The following is an 18,177-nucleotide window of genomic DNA, read 5'->3' on the forward strand; positions in this document are numbered from 1 at the left end:
TCCTAGTGGGATGACAGGGAAATATCGGTTGGGTGAGTGAGGTGGGCACTCCTTATATCAGTCAGCTCGGGCATGGCAGCGAAACGGCCGACATCAAAGGCGTCCAGCGAAATATCGGAGTGCTCGCCGAGGATCTGCTGGGCCAGACGCTTGCCGGTGCCAGGGCCCATCTGAAAGCCACTGCCGCAGAAACCAAAGGAATAACTCAGGTTACTGGCCTTGCGGCTGGCCCCGATGACGGGCAAATCGTCCGCCGTGAACGCCTCGACGCCCGCCCAGATGCGGTTGACGCCCAAGTGTTTGAGATGGGGGAACAGGTCAGTGACCGTACGGGCGCTGATGCTCAGCCGGGTGAGATCGACTTCACCGTGACGCCCCGGAAAATCCACCGTGCCGATCAGTTTGCCGCCGATCACCACCGTGCCGTTGGCAAATTGTTTAAACGACAGTGAGCGACCGGTCGCGCCCAGTACCGGAGCACAAAACGGCGCGACCCGATGAGTGACCATCAGCATCAGCCCCTCAGGGTGAGCCGGCACCGATTCGCCGACCTGCTCGGCCAGTTCGCGCGCCCAGGCACCGGCGGTGATGACCAAATGTTCGGCGCTGAATACCCCTGCGGGCGTACTGACCTGCCAGCGGCTGCCGCGTTGTTCGATGCGCTGCGCCGGCGTGGTTTCCAGCACCTTCACGCCGAGCCGCTGCGCCGCGCGGCGGAAGCTGGTCACGGTTTTGTAAGGCACGGCGTAGCCATCGTCCTTGACCCAGATCCCGCCCACCACATGCCGGGCAACGGTCGGGATGATGTCGAAAACCTCTTGCTCGTCTACCAGCACTTCATGGGTGTAACCGAGGCGTTGCAGGTGGGCGACACGCTGCCGGCACTCTTCCAGTTCGGCGGCCGTCTCGGCCAGTTTCAATTGGCCGCTGGGCACAAAACCGCCATCGTCGCCCAGCGTTTGCGCCAGCTCGTGCCACAGCGCACGGGATGACAGGGCCAGGGGGATTTCGGCGTCGTGGCGACCAAGCGTGCGCACGCCCCCTGCATTGACGCCCGACGCGTGGCGACCGCAGTAGTCCGCTTCCAGCACCGTGACCGCCACGCCGCTTTGGGCCAGATGAAAGGCCGTGCTCAGGCCGTGGATGCCACCGCCGATGACCAGCACGTCGCTGTGTTGACCGCCTTTTTCAGTCACCGGCCAGTTCTCCCAGGGTGATGGGCTTGATCGGTGGACGGATGCGGTAGTACCCGACCTCCTCGGCCGTGACGCCGCGGGCCTTGGCGATGACTTCGGTGACCGTCAGGCCGCACATCCTGCCCTGACAGGGCCCCATGCCACAGCGGCCGAATGACTTGGCCTGATTGGGCCCGGCACAGCCCAGCGCGACAAACTTGCGCAGGTCACCGGCCGTGACCTCCTCGCAGCGGCACACCATGACGTTATCAGCGGGGATGCGATTCTCCTCCCGCGGCTGGTACAGCGCATCGAGAAACGGGCGGATGCGCAGATTCAACGCCAGCCGCTCGCGCAGTGTCGCCGCGCGCGGGTCGCGCTGGCCCGCTTCAATGGCCCCCAGGCGCTGGGCAATCCCCAACCCCGCCAGTTCGCCCTGCAGCGCAGCGGCTTGCGCACCGCCAATCCCGGCGCCGTCACCGGCGGCGAAAATACCGGGCACGTCCAGCTCGCCCCATGCGTCCACCACCGGGCTGAAGCACAGTTGATCCGCGTCCCAGTAATGCCGGGCGCGCAGTGACTGACTGAACTGGATGTTCGGCACCACGCCTTGATGCAGCAGCACGCAGCGGCTGTCGATACGCTGCGCCTTGCCCGCGACGGTGAACGTCAGCGCGGTGGCAGCCTCGTCGCCTTCCACGGCCAGCTGTTCGGCAGCTGTGTAGTGAGGGATGCGCGCGCTGCTCAGGCTGCGCATCAACTCCAGTCCCTTGCGCAGATACGGCCAGGCCCGCAGCGCCGCGAACAGGTGACGTCGTGCGCGCCAGTAGTCCTCAGGCCGCGTGGTGTCGACCAGCGCCTTGATCGGCACGCCTGCGCGCAGGTATTGCCAGCCCAGCAAATACAACAGCGGGCCGCAGCCTGCCAGCACCACCGGCTCGCTCGGTGCAAGGCCGGCGCTTTTCAACAGAATCTGCGCAGCGCCCGCGCTCATGACACCGGGCAAGGTCCAGCCCGGAATCGGGAATGGCCGCTCCATGGCGCCGGTGGCCAACAGAACCGCTTTGGCTTGCAGGGTATGAAGGCGTCCGTCGCGCAAGTAACTGACCTGATGGTCCCGCGTGACCTGCCACACCGCAGCGCCTTTTTCGTAACGCACCGACGACGACGCCAATGCCTGGGCCAGCACGTTCCCGTGGGCGTAGTCCGGACCCAGCAGGTCGCGCCGCGACAACGGCGCCAGGGTGATGCCGCGGTAAATTTGCCCGCCCGGACTGCCCTGCTCGTCGAGCAACACCACTTGCAGGCCCAGCCCGGCCAGTGCAACGGCGCCCGCCATGCCGGCGGCACCTGCGCCAACGACCACCACATCCACTGCAGAGTGACTCATGACTGCACCTCGACGGCTTGAACACTGACAGGCTGGAAAATCAGGTCCCGGGCGCCTTCCTGTGAGCGGATGCGCATACCGTCCGCCACCTCGATGAGGCAGCTCTGCCGGTTGGGCGCGCCGTCGATTTCGACCAGGCATTCAAAACATACCCCCATCATGCAATACGGCGCGCGCGGGGATTCGCTGACCGGCGTGGCGCGAAAGCGATGGATGCCCGACATCAGCAGCGCTGCCGCCACACTGATGCCCGCCGGCACTTCGAGGGCTTGATCGTTGAAGCTCAGGGTGACGGTCCGCGTCGAGCGGACCTCACTCATGACCGGTTGAAACAGCGGATCAGTGCGCATGGGAAAACACCTTGTCAGTCAAAAACCGCTCGCCGGCAAACACCCCGAGCTCGTCTGGCATCGCGCCGCCCATGACCCATGGCGCAATGCGCAGGGCGTGGGCGGCGGCCAGGGTCACACCGCTGTGGCAGGTCACGACGAAAGCGCCCGGGTGAGTGGCCGATTGCTGATAAATCGGAAAACCATCCGGGCTCATGACCCGGAGCGCGGCCCAGGCACGAATCAGGCGCACGTCACGCAGCAGCGGAAACGTCGCCACGCCGCGTCGGGCAATGGCCTCCAGCACGTGGGTCGAAGTGTTGTCATCGAAACCGACCTCCTCCATCGAATCGCCCAGCTGCACCGTGCCTTCGTCGGTCTGCCGTACGTTGATGGTCGGGTGATCGAGAAACGGCCGCACCCGCTCGCTGACCAGCACCTGGCCGCGATTCGGCGCCACCGGCGCATGCAGGCCCACTTGCCGGGCAAGCCCTGGGTTGCCCAAGCCAGCGGCGAGGACCACACGCGGCGCGACGAAGCGCTGACTGCCCGCGCTCACGCAAAACTCGCCCGCCGAGCCGTCGAGACGATCGACCTGCACTCCGTTGTAAAAGCGCGCACCTTTGTTTTGCGCCGAGGTATGCAGCGCCCGCAGCAGCTTCAACGGATTGACGTGCCCGTCTTGAGGCGTATAGCTGGCGCCGACGACGGTGGGCCCGATCAACGGCAGGCGCGCCTTGAGGTCAGCAGCGTCGAGCATCTGGAACGGGTAGTCGCCCAGCGCGTCCTGCAGCGTTTGCAGGCGCGACTGGCGTTCGAGCATCTCTTCGTCGCTGAAGCACATATGAAAGCCACCCGGCTGCCTGAGCTGCACGTCCACCCCGCTGTCGGCCATCAGCGCCTCGGCAAAGCCCGGCCAGCGCGTGGCCGACGAGCGTGTCCAGCGCGAGTAATCCGGCAGGTCGTGGCCTTTGCCCTGCACCCAGACCAACCCGAAATTACCCCGTGACGCGCGAAACGCGTCGTCGCCCTGATCGAGCACCACCGTGTCGGCGCCCTCTCGTGTCAGGCCGTAGGCCACCGCCGTGCCCACCAGCCCGCCACCGATCACGATCACGTCGGATTCGATGACGCCCGGTGCGCGATGCTGCGGGGCGTGTTGTGTGCTCTGGCTCATTTGCCTTCTCCAATCAACACCCGGTCCAATCCGACCATGCGGTCCAATATCAACATCAGCAGCAGCGTGCCGACGATCAGCACCGTCGACACTGCGGTGATCAACGGATCGATGGTCTGGGAAATCTGGTTGTACATGGCCACCGGCAACGTTGTGGTGCCGGGTGTGGCGACGAACACGGTCATGGTCAGTTCGTCAAAGCTTTGAATGAACGCCAGCATCCAGCCGCCGACCACGCCGGTGCGGATCCTCGGCAGCACCACGCGGTAAAACGCCGTCCAGCGGCTGGCGCCCAGCGACAGCGCAGCCTGTTCAATGTCGCGCTCCAGGCCGATGGTCGAGGCCAGCGTCAGACGCAATGCGTAGGGCAGCACGACGATGACGTGGGTCAGGGTCAGCGCCCAGAACGAGCCGCCGATTTGCGCCAGGGAGAAGAAGCGCAGAAAGGCAATGCCGAGTACCACCGACGGAATCATCAACGGCGACAGCAGAAAGCCGGTTACCGCGCCCCGCCCGGGAAAGTCATAACGACTGATCGCCAGTGCAGCGGGAATCGCCAGCAGCGCGGCAATGGTCGCCGAGGCCAGGCCCAGCTTGATCGACAGCGCGAAGGCATCGAGCATCTCCTGGTTGTCGGCCAGCGCCCTGAACCAGCGCAGCGACAAGCCCTCGATGGGCAGCGACAGGTAACCCTTGCTGGTGAACGCCATCGCCATCACCACCACCAGTGGTGCCACGATGAAGATCACGAACAGGGCATGGAACAGCAGCGAGAAAATTCCGTTCTTGTGCATGGTCGGCTACTCGAAAACTTGCTTGAAGCGGCGCTCGGCCAGCTTGCTGCAACCCAGAATGATGATCAGGTTGGCCAGCAGCAACAGCATCGCGATGGCCGCGCCGAGGGGCCAGTTGAGGGTGCCGAGGAACTCGTCGTAGGCGGCCGTGGCAACCACTTTGAGGCGTCGCCCACCGATGATCGCCGGGGTGGCAAAGGCAGAAGCTGCCAAGGCGAAGACGATGATCGAGCCGGACAGCACGCCGGGCATGATCTGCGGCAGGATGATGCGACGGAACACCGTCAGCCGAGACGCGCCGAGGGAGAGCCCCGCCCATTCCACCTGCAAGTCCAGGCGCTGCAATGTCGCCCACACCGCGATGACCATGAACGGCACCAGCACGTGGGTCAGCGCGATGATCACTCCGACTTGGGTAAACAGCATTTTCACTGGTTGATCAGTGATGCCCAGGGCTTGCAGCGCATCGTTGATCAGGCCGTTGTTGCCCAGCAGGATGGCCCAGCCGAGGGTGCGCACCACCACTGAAATCAGCAGCGGGCCCAACACCACCAGCAAGAACAGCGAGCGCCAGCGCGGGGCCATGCGCGCAATAATGATGGTTTCCGGAATGCCCAGCAGTACGCACAGCAACGTGACCGCCAGGGCCATGCCACCTGTGCGCAGGAAGATCTCGTGGAAATAATCGTCCTTGAACACCTCAACGTAGTTGCCGAGGCTGTAGGCAGGCATCACACCTTCGGTGTCCCTGAACAGGTTCAGCGAGAGCACGGCGGTCAGCAACAGCGGCGCCAACAGCAGCGCGACGAACACCAGCAGCGCCGGCCCGCTGAGCAGCCACGGCGCCACGCCCACCCGTTCGGCGTCATACGTGGCCATGGGCGACCTCCCGATCCAGCAGACGCAGATCATCGTCCGCCCAGTCCAGCCCGACCTCGCTGCCCTCCTCCGGCGGCGGCGTGCCCAGGTTCGGCTGGGTCATGTGTACCAGCCCCAGACGGCTCTCCACCGCCATCAGCCAGAGATTGCCGAGGAACACCCGCAGCCTGACACGCCCCGCCAGACGCCCGCTGCCCACGGCCACCAGGCGGATTTTTTCCGGGCGGATGTAGACATTGACGTCATTGCCCAGCGCGCGGTCTTCGTGGGGCACGTGCATCAGGGTGTCCTGCACCTGCACATGGCAGCAGCGATCGTTGCGCAGCTGGACGGCGCCGGCGAACGCGTTGGTCTTGCCCAGAAACGCCGACGCGAACGGCGAATGCGGGCGCTCGTAGGCCTCGTACGGGGTGTCGATCTGCACGATACGGCCCTTCTGCATCACCGCGATGCGGTCGCTCATGGTCATCGCTTCGACCTGATCGTGGGTCACCAGGATGGTGGTAATGCCCAGCTCGCGTTGAATGGCCCGAAGCTCAATGTGCATCTCTTCGCGCAGCTTGGCGTCGAGGTTGGACATCGGCTCGTCGAGCAGCAGCAGGTTGGGACGGATCGCCAATGCCCTGGCAATCGCCACGCGCTGACGCTGCCCACCCGACAGGGCTTTGGGGTAACGCTCGCCCAGCCCGGCCAGGCGCACCAGTGCCAGCGCTTCGTCGACCCGCTTGCTGCGCTCGGCCTTGGGCACGCCGCGCATCTCCAGGCCGAAGCTGATGTTCTGTGCCACGGTCATGTGCGGGAACAGTGCGTAACTCTGAAAGACGATGCCCAGGCCGCGCTGTTCCGGGCGCACGTGGGTGATGTCGCGGCCGTCGAGGACAATGCGGCCTTCGGTGGGCTGAACGAAGCCGGCAATCGATTGCAATGTGGTGGTTTTGCCGCACCCGGACGGGCCGAGCAAGGCGATGAACTCGCCGTGGCGGACTTCCAGGTTCAAACCGTCAATGGCCCTGAACGAGCCGTAGGTCTTGACGATGCCTTCAAGGGTGAGAAATGCCATGGGCGTGCCACGCAGGCGAACCTGCGTCTCCGGAAGGATGCTTGGAAAGATCGAATGAATGACCGCGACGATGGAACGACCGTTAGCGCTCGACGGTGCGGTTCCAGCGTGTGGTCCACTCGCCGCGCTGTTGGTTGATGGTGTCCCAATCCACCTTGATCAGCGCGTTGACCTTGTCCGGCCCGTACGGCATGCGGGCGGCAACATCGTCTGGCAGCTTGACGGTCTGATTCACCGGCGCGAAGCCATTCTCGCGGGCCTGGATCTCCTGCACTTCAGGCGACAGCACATATTGAATGAACGCCTGGGCGAGTTCGGACTGCGCATTGGGGGTGACGCTGCAGGCAGCGACTTGCAGGGCGATGCCGCCTTCTTTGGGGTAAATGAATTTCAAGGGAAACCCGGTGCCCTGCAACGCCACGGCCCGACCGCTGCCGTACACCGCCATGACGATGTCGCCGTTCTGCATCATGCCGTCCATCTCGCCCGGCGCCGACACCCACGCCAGCACGTTAGGGCCGATTTCGTCTTTGAGCGCCTTGAAGCCAGGGTCGATGTTCTTCTCCCCGCCGCCTCGCAGCCGGGCCATCTCCACTAAGGTGTGCAAGCCGTAGGTGTTGGTCACCGGCGGCATGCCGAGCAGTTGTTTGAAGCGAGGATCGGTGAGGTTTTCCCAGGAATCCGGCGCTGCCCAGCCGCGCTTCTTGAACGCCTCTTCGTTGTAGCCGATGCCGGTCGCCACTACGCCAATACCGGTGGCTTCTGGGCTCAACCGTGCCAGCGGATAGAGATCCTTGTAGATGGGCGCGTCGGTGAGTTTTTCGCAGAGTCCCATCTGCAACGCCTGATACATCGGGCCGTCGTCCATCATCGCCACGTTGATTTGCTGCCGACCCTTCTGCGCCTGCAACTTGGCCAGGGTTTCCGTCGAATTGCCGGCGACGTACACCACCTTGACGTTGTGCTGTTTTTCAAACGCGGGGATGACACGGTTTTTGTACATCTGCTCGGTAGAGCCGCCAACACCGGCCACATACAGCGTGGTCTCGGCGAAGGCCGGCGTGCTGCTCAGGCCGGCCAGCGTCAGGGCAATGGCCACTGCGCTGCGATGGAAGGGACGAAACGGTCGTGCTGCGAGGGAATGATCAAGGCTTTTCACAGACTATCTCCGAAGTGCATGGGGCAGATCGAACAATGCGTCAGTCGCTTCGGCGTGACCCGAAGCCATGCATGCGCTGGGCATGCTCCCGGCGAAATCCGTCGCGGGGTGGCGCATCTTCATGTGCGCTATGGGTGGCTGGTTCGAGTATTGCGACAGCTCATCCATGTGGTCAAATACGGATATCCGCCTTAGTTATTCATATTTGATATGGAGCGCAGCATGAACCTGAGACAGATCGAAGCCTTTCGCAGCGTCATGCGCCTGGGTTCCATGACCGCTGCCGCCGAGGTGTTGTTTACCTCGCAGCCGAACATCAGCCGATTGATTGCCCAGCTTGAGCTGAGCACCGGGTTGACCCTGTTCAAGCGCGCCGGCGTGCGGCTGATTCCGACTCAGGAGGGTCAGGCGTTCTTTCAGGAGGTGGAGCGGGCCTACGTCGGGCTGGACAGCCTCAAGCTGTCAGCAAAGAACATCCGCAATCTGGGCACGGGTCGTTTGCGGGTGGCGGCGGTGCCCTCGACGGGACTGAGCATGATCCCGCAGGTGCTGAAGACCTTTACCGAATCGCGCCCGGAGCTGACCGTGTCGCTGCATGTGAATTCCTCGCCCACCGTGGAGCAGTGGGTGAAGTCGCAGTTTTGCGACGTCGGTATCGTGGTGCATCCGGGCGATGTCGACAGCGATCAGATTGAGTTGCTCAGTGAAGTGGCGGCCGTTTGCGTGCTGCCTGCGGCGCATCCGCTGGCCCGCCGCAAACAGATCACCTTCACCGACCTGGAGGGTGAAACCTTTGTGTCGCTGTGCCACGGCGACGGCACGCGAGCGCTGGTGGACGGCTTGTTCGAACAGGCAGGCGTCGAACGGGTGATGACGGTGGAGGCGCAGTACAGCGCGATCAACTGCGAGATGGTGGCCCTGGGCATGGGCATCACCCTCGCCCACCCGCTGGTGGCCCGCGACTATCGGCACCGGGACATCGTCATCCGCCCGTTTGTGCCGCAAATCCTGTTTCCCACCTACGTCATGTGGGCCTCGGCGCAGGCACGCACGAAGCTCTCCGAAGAATTCGTTGATACGCTGAAAACGTTCTACCGGAACATCGTTTTTTAGGGCTGAATGCGGCTGCATTGCGGCAGCGCCGCTGCTCGGTGATGCGACATATGCAGCATGGTAGGACCGGCTTTAGCCGGGAAGAGGCCAGTGTGAGCGGCACATATTCAGCGGTGTGACATCCGGAGCCTTCCCGGCTAAAGCCAGTCCTACAGGGTGGCCGCATATCCATAGTGGGACCCGGCTTCAGCCGGGAAAAGGCCGGTGTGAGCACCCTCGAATGTGCGGGATGCCATTACAAAAAAGGCCGTGACGCATTTCTGCGTCACGGCCCGGGTTCAGCGCCTATCAGGTCAATCCAGACGGAACGCGATCACGCTGTCGCCTAAGGTGGTGCCGAGCGAGCCGTGTCCGCCGGCGGAGATGACGACGTATTGCTTGCCGTCACTGCCCATATAGGTCGACGGCGTAGCCTGGCCGCCGGCCGGCAGTTCTTTCTCCCAGAGGACGGCACCGGTGTTGATGTCGTACGCGCGGATGAAGTTGTCTGCCGTGGCGCCGTGGAACACGATTCCGCCGGCGGTGACCAGCGGGCCACCGTGGGCGACCATGCCCATCGGGAAGCCGATCGGGAAGCGGCCCGGCAGGAACGTCGTCTTCAGGTTTTTGGTGGTGCCGGTGCGACGCATCCATTCGGTTTTGCCGGTGGTCAGGTCAACCCCGACCATACGGCCCCACGGCGGCGCGATGCAGGGCACGCCCAGCTCCGAGGCGAACTGCTTGATGCGAATCGCGTAGTCACCTTTGAAGTTCTCGTTCCAGTACGGCGTGCCGTCCTGGGTGAACAGCCGCTTCTCGGCGGTTTCCGGGGTGCGCTTGATCAGGTTGTAGGTATAGGCCAGACGCACCGGTGCGGCGATCAGTATCTGGCGATCCGGATCAACCGCCACCGAACCCCAGTTGAACGCCCCGATGTTGCCCGGAAAAATCAGCGAGCCCTGTTCGGTGCTCGGCGTCCACGGATTGCCGTCATAGCGCAGCTTGTTGTAGGTGGTGCGGCAGGACATCTGATCGAACGGCGTCAGGCCCCACATCGATTTTTCGCTCAGCGGCTCCGGGATGAAGTTGATCTTGGAAACCGGCTGCGTCGGCGCGAAGTGCTCACCTGCCACGCCCCCCTCGGTCGACACCTTGACCTGATCAACCGGGATGATCGGAGCGCCGGTCAGCCGGTTCAGCACAAAGATGTTGCCCACTTTGGTTGGCAGAATCAGCGCGGGCTGCTTGTTGCCGTCCTTGCCAACGTCCATCAAGGTCGGTTGCGAAGGATTATCGCGGTCCCACAGGTCGTTGTTCGAGGACTGGAACTTCCACTTGAACGCACCGGTGGTGAGGTCCAGCGCCACCAGCGTGTCGCGGAATTTCTCAGTGTTGCTGTTCGGGTCACGGTTGATGCCCAGTTCGTCCGGCGAGGCGTTGCCGAAGGGCACAAACACCAGGCCATTTTTCAAGTCGGCGCTCAATGTGCCCCACGCCACTGGCGTGTCTTGAGGGTAGGTCTGATCCGCCGCAATCGGCTGGGTCGCTTCCGGGTGCGCCGGGTCGAAATTCCACACCAGCTTGCCGGTCACCGCGTTGTAGGCGCGAATGACGCCCGACGGGTTGCCGTCATTGAAGCCGTTGTCCATCACCGAGCCGCCGACGATGACCAGGTCACCGGCAACGAGCGGCGCGGCGGTCTGCATCAGCGCGTGGGGACGAATCTCGCCCATGTTCGCACTGAGATCGACAACGCCATTGCTGCCAAAATCGGCGCACAGCTTGCCGGTGTCAGCGTCCAGCGCCACCAGCCTGGCGTCCGTCGTGGCAGTCAGAATGCGCTTGGCACACGCTGCAGGCGCTGCGTCGGCCGTGCTCGCTGCCGCAGCCGAGTAGTAGCTGACGCCGCGGCACGTCTGATGCTGCTGCAGATACGAGCGGTTCTTCTCCGGCACCCACGTCCAGTCCGGCTTGCCGGTTTCCGGGTTGAGCGCGTGCACCTCGTTGTGCGCCGTGCAGACGTACACTCGGTTGTTGACCTTCAGCGGCGTGGCTTCAAAGGTGTACTCGCCCGCATCCTTGGCCGCATCGCGCAGGTCGCCGGTGTGGTATTCCCAGGCCACCGAGAGCTTTTTAACGTTGCCCGTGTTGATCTGATCGAGGCTGGAAAACCGCTGTCCGTTGCTGGTACCGCCGTAAGCCACCCAGTCATTGCCGGCTTCATCGCTGCTGCGAGTGGCCACAGGGTTTTCGATTTTGCCGGCGACCGGGTACGGGTCGTAGAACATCACCGCCAGGACGATCAGCATCATCACGCCCACGGTGCCGCCCAGAAACGGATGAAAGCGGCGGCTGTCACCCGGCTGCTGCGCTTGATAAAGCGGGCGTACCACCCATGGCAACGCCAGCCACAAACCCAGCAGTGCGAACAAGTCGCCGCGCGGAATCCACTGCCATTTGTCGAAGCCGACTTCGTACAGAATCCAGATCAGAATCCCCCACATCAACAGGGCATAAACGGTCAGCGCGGATTTCTTCTTCAGAAACAGCAGCACCCCTGAGGCGAGTATTGCCAGCGCAATAATCGAATACGCCGCCGATCCCCCAACGGCCACCAGTTGCGCGCCCATGTACAACAGGGCAATGGCAAATATCGCCATCACCACGCCAGTCACTCTCAAAATCATTGTTGTTGTTCCGTGTTGTCGCCCGTGTCAGAGCCCGAGTTGGAAGTGCGCGATGCCGGCGACGTACGTCGGCCCGTTACGCCACGTGTTCTCGGCCATATTAACGCCGACAGCGGTCAACCCGGAACACTTTGTTACAGGCGCGCAAGCGTCTAGCGCGCCGTTTGTGGGGCACCGCTGGCGTTCAGCAACTGCATCTGCTGACGGTAGTCATCAGTGACCTGCCGTGCCTGGCTGCTGCTGTTGATCACCCGCGGCGTGATCAGCACCAGCAACTCGGTGCGATCCTTGGACTTGCTGCGATTACCGAACAACCAGCCCAGCCCCGGCACACGGCCCAGATACGGCACGGCGCTGACGCTCTCGCTGTTGTCTTGTTTGATCAGCCCGCCGAGCAACACGGTCTGCCCGCTTTGCGCAGCGACCTGAGTCGACACCGAGCGCGTGGAGATACGCGGGTTGCCATTGACGGTCACCGTGTCGTCGGCATCGCTGACCTGCTGCTGAATGTCCATGTACACCAGACCGCCCGGGTTGATGCGCGGTACCACATTGAGGATCACCCCGGTCTGCAGGTATTCGACGCTGCTCAGGGTGGTGTTGGAAACGCCGGTGTTGACCGTTGTCTGGCTGATGGGAATGTTGTCGCCAACCTGAATCTGCGCGTTCTCGTTGTTCATCACCACCAGCGACGGCGCCGACAAGACCTGAGTGCGGCCATTGGTTTCCAGCGCGTGAATCGCCACTTGCAGGTTAGTGCTGACGAAAGAATAGAACAGCGAATCGGTGGCCCCGAGCCCGGCACCACCTCTGCCCAGCGCGCCTTGACTGCCGGGGGTATTGGCCACCGTGGTGCTGGTGGAATTGCCAGCCAGACGGCCGAGGTACCACTGAACCCCTTGGTCGAGCTCGCCGGTCAGCTTGACCTCCAGGATTCGCGTCTCGATCTGCACCTGCAGTGGCGCGTTATCCAGGCGTTTGATAGCGGCTTCGATCTCTTTCCACTGCGCCGGGCGGGTACGCACCAACAGTTGGTTACTGCTTTTCTGCGCAGAGATGCGCGTCGTGGCATCCAGGCCCTTTTGTGCGGTGCCCGTGGCGTCGCTCGCCGAGCCCGAGGCCGAGTTGTCGTCTGAGCCGGCATCGCTGCTCGCGTCAGCATCTTGCTCTGGCTCATCGTCCGCACTCGTCGTGCCCTGAGCCATGCTGTTTTGAGACATCCCGTTCTGGGCCATGCCACCCTGGGCGCCGCCGCTCAGCCCGGTGCCCGAACTCATTCCCGTTCCCGCCCCGACGCCGCCTGACGTGCCCCCCGTCAAGGACGACATCGACCGGGTGCGCAGGCCCGGCGCCACTTTGGCAGCCGCTTCCTCCCTGACGGCCCCAGTGCCATAAATCTGCTTGAGGTACCTGGCCAGGTCAGTGGCCTTCATGTTGCGCACGTCGTAGACGTAAAGCTGCGGTTCGTTGCCGCCACCCTCATCGATGGTACGAATCCACGTCCCCACCTCGTTCAGGTATTCCGGCTGGGACGAGAATGCCACCACCGAATTGGTCCGCTCGATCGGCAGAAACCGCACCATCCCCGCCAGCGGCATGCCGCTGTCCGGTCCGAACAGCTTTTGCAGCTGGGGCATCAACTCGCTCACCGACGCGCGTTGCAGGCCAAACACGCCAACCGACATGCCCTTGAGCCAGTCAACGTCGAAGGTGTCGATGGTCTGCTGATAGTTGGCCAGTTCCTCGGAGGTGCCGGCCAGGCTCAATACGTTGCGCGCCGGGTCGACCAGCAGAAAAGCATTCTCCCGGGCGAACGGCTTGAGCAGCTTTTGCATTTCAGTGGCAGAGATATAGCGCAGCGGGAACAGCCGCGCCGACAACCCGGCCGAGGGCTGAGCCACGGCCATTTCCGGGACCAGCTTGCCGGCGATGGCCTGGCTGGCGGGCAGAATCACGTAGCGGTTGCCCTGGCGAATCATTGCGTTGTCGGTCCAGGACAGCAGCGTCTCCAGAATCGACAGCGCCTGCTGCGGGTTTACCGGCCGCGATGTGGAAAAGCTCACCTCGCCTTTCACCCCTTGGGCAGTCGTGTAGCTCTCGTGAAGCATGTCGCCAAGAATGCTGTTGACCACCGCTTCGATGGGCTGGTTGGCGAAGTTGAACACGATGTCGCCCGCGGCGGCCTGGGGCACTGCAGCCGCGGACGTGGGTGTTTTCACAAAACGTTGTGTGCCCCTGATGATCTGGCGAGTGCCGGTGCTGGCAGTTGATGCCCCCGTTTGACCTGCCTGCGGCTGCGCGGCTATTGGCTCGCTGCCCGCTTCGATACGCGGATCGATCGGCGCACGCTGGGTGCCGGTGCCGTCCAGGGCCTCGCGCAGCATGCCGTTGTCCGCTTCCAGCGTGGTGGGGGATGTCGTACAGCCCGCCAGCGCGACCGCCGCCGCCAGGCACAACATGGGGGAACGCAATGTGGCGCCAGGGTTGGAATGCCGGAGGCGACGCAGGGAGGGATTACGGGGCAGAGTCATGGAGGTCTTCACGGGAAAGGGAAAGCGGAGGTCGGGATGAAGGCGCAGGCAATCTCGGGCGCTGGACCGTCAATGTTTCGTGGCGCTCGCCGAGGCTGAACGTCGCGCTGGTCGGGGTGATGGCGTCGAGCGTCCAGCCACTTGGCAACTGCCCGTTGAGGCGCACTTTCAGTGCCGGCCCATTGGCGGGTTTGATGAACGCCAGCTGCACATCGGCGTTGTACAACACGCCGGTCAGGGTCAGGCCGTTGAGGCTGGACGCCGCCGGGTTGGATAGCCCGGCGTTGTCGGGGTGACGGTCAGGGCTGAACAGCGGCGCCTGCCAGGCATTGGCCAGGCTGGACAGCACCGGGCGCGGCAACACCGTCGCGGTTGCCACGATCAATGGACGCGAAGCCGTTTGCGCAGGCAACCAGTCGACGGCGCGCCACGTGCCGTCCAGCACCAGACCAATCAATGTCAGCAACACTAGCGCAATGCCCAGGAGCAGGCCGTCGACACGTTTCAGAGTGTTTTTCATGGCGTGACCTGCGCAGCTGCGGGCTCAAGGGCAACGGGCTGCAGATAGCCACGGATCAGCAGTTGCACCGTCAGTCGCCCTGCCCCGCCTTTGCCAGGCGCAGCGGTAGCGCGGCGTATGCCCATGTGATCGATGAACAGCAGCGGGCGCTGGTACTCCAGCGCGTGCAAGACACTCATCAGTGGCTCAATGGCGCACTCCAGCGTGACGCTGACCTTGATCTGACGAAACGGCTCGCTGGCGTCCTGTTCCGGTGTGATCGGCATGCGCTGGGTCAACTGACAGCCGGGGCCGCTCGTCTTCTGGGCAGCAATTACGTCCGCGACGTGCTGCATCAGGTCGGCGGCAACGGCGCTCGGGTCGGCGCCGGGGAGCAGGCTTGCGCCATTGGCCGGATCTTCCTCGGCGGTCTGCAAGGCGGCGTGCAAAGGTTCACGCTGCAACAGCAGAGCGGCGTAGCGCTGCTGTTGGGACCTCAGCTGGCGGGTTTCTTCGGCGATGTCCCGCAGCGGGCCGGTGAACCAGCTGTCGATGAGCAGCCAGTAACCAGCGCCGATTACCAGCGCGAGGATGATCAGGGCCGCGCCGCGGCGTTCACGGGGTGTCAGCGTGCGGCGCATCGGCGGCCTCCTGGTGCAAACGGGCGTGGAGCGCAAACCGGTCTTTGCCGGTATCGGGGTCAGGCTGAATGACGCCTTGAAACTGAGGGTTTTCCAGGCTGCGGCAAGCCTTTGCACGGCCGATCAAGGCACTGGCCCGGGCGCTCTGGCCAGACATCGACACGTCGGCGGCATCGACTTCGACTTGATCGAGCCAGGTGTCATCGGGCAGGCAGGCGGTCAGCTCGCTCAACAGCGCGGCCAGGGTTGTCTGCGCGCGCTTGCGGCGACTCAGGTAGTCAGCAGCGCCCTGCGTGTTAGCCAGCTGCTGGCGCAGTTGCTGAACCTCGGGCACCTGAGCTTTTTGCGCATGCACCGTGTCACGCATGGCAGCCAGCCGTTGCTGACGGTCGTTGACCCACGCCGCCATCAGCGTGATCAGCAACACACCACAGGCGGCCACCAGTACGCGGCGCCGACCGGTGCCGGGGTGTGGGTTCAACGGACGTGCCGATGCCGGGAGCAGATCGACGCCCAAGGGCGTGCCGTCTTGCGCGCAGACGTCCACACACTCCGGCGTCAGACCCCGGACGGCGCAGTCCGCCAGAATGCCCTGCAGCCGCTCCCGGGCAATCGCAACCAGGGTGATCTGCAACCATCCACCGCTGCGACCGTCCTGGCGTACGACGTAATGCAGATGGTCGCGCGGGTATGGCGTGTACTTGTCCAGCTCGTAGCCGACCACCGCCGTGAGGTCTCGCGCCGCAGCTGCGGGCAGTTGCAGACGGTGGATCATCACCGTCGTCGCCGGCAGCAAGAGCACCTGTCGGGCGCCAGGCTGAGCCTCAGACGCTGCCGCGTCGAAAGGCCAGCGGTGGCGCTGCACCTGTGGCGGCGCGCCGAGCCGATGGCGCAGGCCTGACGGCAGGCACTGGCGCAACTCGTCCAGCCACAGCTGCCACGCGCGTTGTGCCCTGCTGCCGCGCCAGCGGCGTTCAACCGTTGCCAGGCAATCCCGGACCCGTGCCGAGGGTGAAAGTAATGAGTTCATTCTTGCCAACGCAACACCCGATAAGGCTGAGCGTTACCCTCCGATGGGGACAGTAGAACGGTGGTTTGAAGACGGGCGACCACGCCGCCCGGCAGTTGCGCACGGCTGTCGATGCTCAGCACACTGCCGGCATCGGCGTCATGGCCGCCCGGGTTTGTTTGCAATGGCAGGCCCAGCGCGCCGCGCAGCAAGTACGAAGCAAACGCGGCGTCCGGGCGCGACAGGCCGCTCCACAGCGTGACGTGGGGGGCCATGCACCCGTACAGGGTCTGAGTCATGCCCGGCAGCTGGCGCAATTCCTCGATGACCCGCAGCGGGGTAGCGCCATTTGCCAGCCGCGCCTGCAACGCCCGGCTCAGGCGCAGCGCCTGACCACGCTCGGCCCCACAGGCCTGCGCCACGCGGCTGACGTCCTCGGCGCTGGCAGCGTTCAGGTCCAGCTTGCCGCGTTCGCTGCTCACACTGACCTCCAGCTGCGCATCGTCGAATGCCAACGGGACGACGCGGCCATCGGCCATCCAGCGCGGGCGGTGACGGGTATCCAGCACTGCTTGCAACGCGAGACTCACGCCGGCCTGGGCCGCCAGCAGCGCCTGGGTATGCTGGCGCTGCCAGGCGGCCTGACGATTCTCCAGTTGAACCCAGCCGGCCAGCCCGCCAAGCAGCAGGCTCAGCGTGGCCAAGGTCCAGAGCACCAGCAGCAGTGCGACCCCGCGCTGCGCCCTCATTTGCCCTCACCCGTGACTGAACCCGAGCCGCCGCCCGACAGATCAAGACGCAAGGCGATGACTTCTTCAGGCCAGCCCACCGCGCCGTCCAGTTGCACCTTGACGCGCACGGTGCCCGGCAAGCGGTTGGGCCAGGGCCACGCATCGAGCCAGCCGGTGGGTTTCCCTTCCGGCGTTGCGCCGCGATAGCTCAGTGCCAGGCCTCGGACCCCATGCAGCAGCACCTGTGGCTCGCCCCACGCGCGCAACACGTCGTCCTGCACCTGAGCAAACGCAATCTGCATCCATTGCTGCGCTGGCGGCCCTGCCAGCTCAATTGTGTGCAACTGAATGCCGCCGCCGAGATTGCCCGGCAGGGTCGCGACGAACTGCAAGCGCTGCGATGAACCGACGAACAACCCGGCACCGGAAGCGCCGTTGTCGGCGAGGTCCAGCGGCAGCGCCTGGCTGATGGCCTGACGCAAGAAGCCCTGGGCTGCCCGCCGCTCGTCCAGCCGCGTGGCGTAACGATCGGCCTTCATCACTGCGCGGTTGGTCCCCACCAGCGCGCCGCCCACCAGTGTCAGCAAGACCGCCAGCAGGCTGAGGACGATCAGGATTTCCAAGAAAGTGAAGCCGCCCTGTCGCCTGTTCATCGCGCGCCCGCTCGCGCCGGGTTGACCAGGCGCAGCGTGCTGAAGCGCGCCTGATGCGGCCCTTCCCTGACGGCCAGTTCAATGCGCAACAGCTGGGGCTGTCCTGGAGCAGCGGGTAACGGCGCCACGTTCATGGCCCACTCAATGCGCCCGTCGACGACGCCGTCGCTGCGACCCGGCTGCAATACCCCGACAGCCTGCTCGTCGAGCACCGAGCGCGCGACCTGGCTGAGCCGGTCGGCGCGGTCAACCTGTTGCAGCGCACGCGCGCTCTGCCCGAACGCCAACAGCAAGACGCCGCTGCACAGCGCCATGATCACCAGTGCGGCAAGCATCTCCAGCAGCGTGAAGCCGGTCTGACGCGTGCGCAG

General features: G+C 64.2%; 17 protein-coding genes. 1 reads left to right on the forward strand and 16 read right to left on the reverse strand.

Translation table 11 applies throughout. The features are described from left to right. Nucleotides 1-2 precede the first annotated feature (2 nt). The 8 genes from LT42_RS04075 to LT42_RS04110 all read right to left on the reverse strand — a co-directional run bounded on the left by LT42_RS04075 (nucleotide 3) and on the right by LT42_RS04110 (nucleotide 7,963). The gene (locus LT42_RS04075; protein WP_037010154.1) at nucleotides 3-1,196 is read right to left on the reverse strand and encodes an NAD(P)/FAD-dependent oxidoreductase; all 1,194 of its coding nucleotides are present in this window, start codon (nucleotides 1,194-1,196) and stop codon (nucleotides 3-5) included. Continuing rightward, nucleotides 1,189-2,565, reverse strand: coding sequence for an FAD/NAD(P)-dependent oxidoreductase (locus tag LT42_RS04080; protein WP_037010156.1), 1,377 nt, complete (start codon nucleotides 2,563-2,565; stop codon nucleotides 1,189-1,191). The genes LT42_RS04075 and LT42_RS04080 overlap by 8 nt, the downstream gene beginning before the upstream one ends. Next, nucleotides 2,562-2,915 carry a (2Fe-2S)-binding protein gene (locus LT42_RS04085; RefSeq protein ID WP_037010158.1) on the reverse strand — a complete coding sequence of 118 codons (354 nt, stop codon included), beginning with the start codon at nucleotides 2,913-2,915 and terminating at the stop codon, nucleotides 2,562-2,564. Before LT42_RS04085 ends, LT42_RS04080 begins: the two co-directional genes overlap by 4 nt. Then, nucleotides 2,905-4,071, reverse strand: a complete 1,167-nt coding sequence (locus tag LT42_RS04090) for an NAD(P)/FAD-dependent oxidoreductase (protein ID WP_037010160.1) — start codon at nucleotides 4,069-4,071, stop codon at nucleotides 2,905-2,907. Before LT42_RS04090 ends, LT42_RS04085 begins: the two co-directional genes overlap by 11 nt. After that, nucleotides 4,068-4,865 (reverse strand): ABC transporter permease, encoded by a 798-nt coding sequence (locus LT42_RS04095; protein WP_037010162.1) that lies wholly within the window; start codon nucleotides 4,863-4,865, stop codon nucleotides 4,068-4,070. Before LT42_RS04095 ends, LT42_RS04090 begins: the two co-directional genes overlap by 4 nt. Before the next feature lie 6 nt (nucleotides 4,866-4,871). Then, complete coding sequence (locus LT42_RS04100; protein WP_037010164.1) at nucleotides 4,872-5,744, reverse strand: ABC transporter permease; 873 nt, start codon at nucleotides 5,742-5,744, stop codon at nucleotides 4,872-4,874. Next, nucleotides 5,731-6,804, reverse strand: coding sequence for an ABC transporter ATP-binding protein (locus tag LT42_RS04105; RefSeq protein ID WP_037010167.1), 1,074 nt, complete (start codon nucleotides 6,802-6,804; stop codon nucleotides 5,731-5,733). Before LT42_RS04105 ends, LT42_RS04100 begins: the two co-directional genes overlap by 14 nt. 82 nt (nucleotides 6,805-6,886) lie before the next feature. Beyond that, the gene (locus LT42_RS04110; RefSeq protein WP_037010168.1) at nucleotides 6,887-7,963 is read right to left on the reverse strand and encodes an ABC transporter substrate-binding protein; all 1,077 of its coding nucleotides are present in this window, start codon (nucleotides 7,961-7,963) and stop codon (nucleotides 6,887-6,889) included. A gap of 222 nt (nucleotides 7,964-8,185) precedes the next feature. On the opposite strand from LT42_RS04110, the gene LT42_RS04115 reads away from it, so the two are divergent. Continuing rightward, nucleotides 8,186-9,076 carry a LysR substrate-binding domain-containing protein gene (locus tag LT42_RS04115; protein ID WP_037010170.1) on the forward strand — a complete coding sequence of 297 codons (891 nt, stop codon included), beginning with the start codon at nucleotides 8,186-8,188 and terminating at the stop codon, nucleotides 9,074-9,076. 293 nt (nucleotides 9,077-9,369) lie between these two features. On the opposite strand, the gene LT42_RS04120 is transcribed toward LT42_RS04115, so the two are convergent. From LT42_RS04120 to LT42_RS04155, 8 genes are all read right to left on the reverse strand, one after another. Then, the gene (locus LT42_RS04120) at nucleotides 9,370-11,742 is read right to left on the reverse strand and encodes a membrane-bound PQQ-dependent dehydrogenase, glucose/quinate/shikimate family (protein ID WP_037010172.1); all 2,373 of its coding nucleotides are present in this window, start codon (nucleotides 11,740-11,742) and stop codon (nucleotides 9,370-9,372) included. Nucleotides 11,743-11,894: 152 nt separating this feature from the next. After that, nucleotides 11,895-14,273, reverse strand: coding sequence for a type II secretion system secretin GspD (gene gspD / locus LT42_RS04125; RefSeq protein WP_160176710.1), 2,379 nt, complete (start codon nucleotides 14,271-14,273; stop codon nucleotides 11,895-11,897). Then, a complete protein-coding gene (locus LT42_RS04130) occupies nucleotides 14,257-14,793 on the reverse strand; it encodes a hypothetical protein (protein ID WP_037010173.1) in 537 nt (178 codons plus the stop codon). The genes gspD and LT42_RS04130 overlap by 17 nt, the downstream gene beginning before the upstream one ends. Then, the gene (gene gspM, locus LT42_RS04135; protein ID WP_037010174.1) at nucleotides 14,790-15,413 is read right to left on the reverse strand and encodes a type II secretion system protein GspM; all 624 of its coding nucleotides are present in this window, start codon (nucleotides 15,411-15,413) and stop codon (nucleotides 14,790-14,792) included. The genes LT42_RS04130 and gspM overlap by 4 nt, the downstream gene beginning before the upstream one ends. Then, complete coding sequence (locus LT42_RS04140; protein ID WP_037010177.1) at nucleotides 15,388-16,443, reverse strand: type II secretion system protein GspL; 1,056 nt, start codon at nucleotides 16,441-16,443, stop codon at nucleotides 15,388-15,390. The genes gspM and LT42_RS04140 overlap by 26 nt, the downstream gene beginning before the upstream one ends. Beyond that, nucleotides 16,440-17,171 (reverse strand): general secretion pathway protein GspK, encoded by a 732-nt coding sequence (locus tag LT42_RS04145; RefSeq protein ID WP_037010179.1) that lies wholly within the window; start codon nucleotides 17,169-17,171, stop codon nucleotides 16,440-16,442. The genes LT42_RS04140 and LT42_RS04145 overlap by 4 nt, the downstream gene beginning before the upstream one ends. Next, a complete protein-coding gene (locus LT42_RS04150; RefSeq protein ID WP_037010180.1) occupies nucleotides 17,168-17,806 on the reverse strand; it encodes a prepilin-type N-terminal cleavage/methylation domain-containing protein in 639 nt (212 codons plus the stop codon). Before LT42_RS04150 ends, LT42_RS04145 begins: the two co-directional genes overlap by 4 nt. Continuing rightward, complete coding sequence (locus LT42_RS04155; protein WP_037012931.1) at nucleotides 17,803-18,177, reverse strand: type II secretion system protein; 375 nt, start codon at nucleotides 18,175-18,177, stop codon at nucleotides 17,803-17,805. Before LT42_RS04155 ends, LT42_RS04150 begins: the two co-directional genes overlap by 4 nt.

This window comes from Pseudomonas lutea, assembly GCF_000759445.1.
GTDB lineage: Bacteria > Pseudomonadota > Gammaproteobacteria > Pseudomonadales > Pseudomonadaceae > Aquipseudomonas > Aquipseudomonas lutea.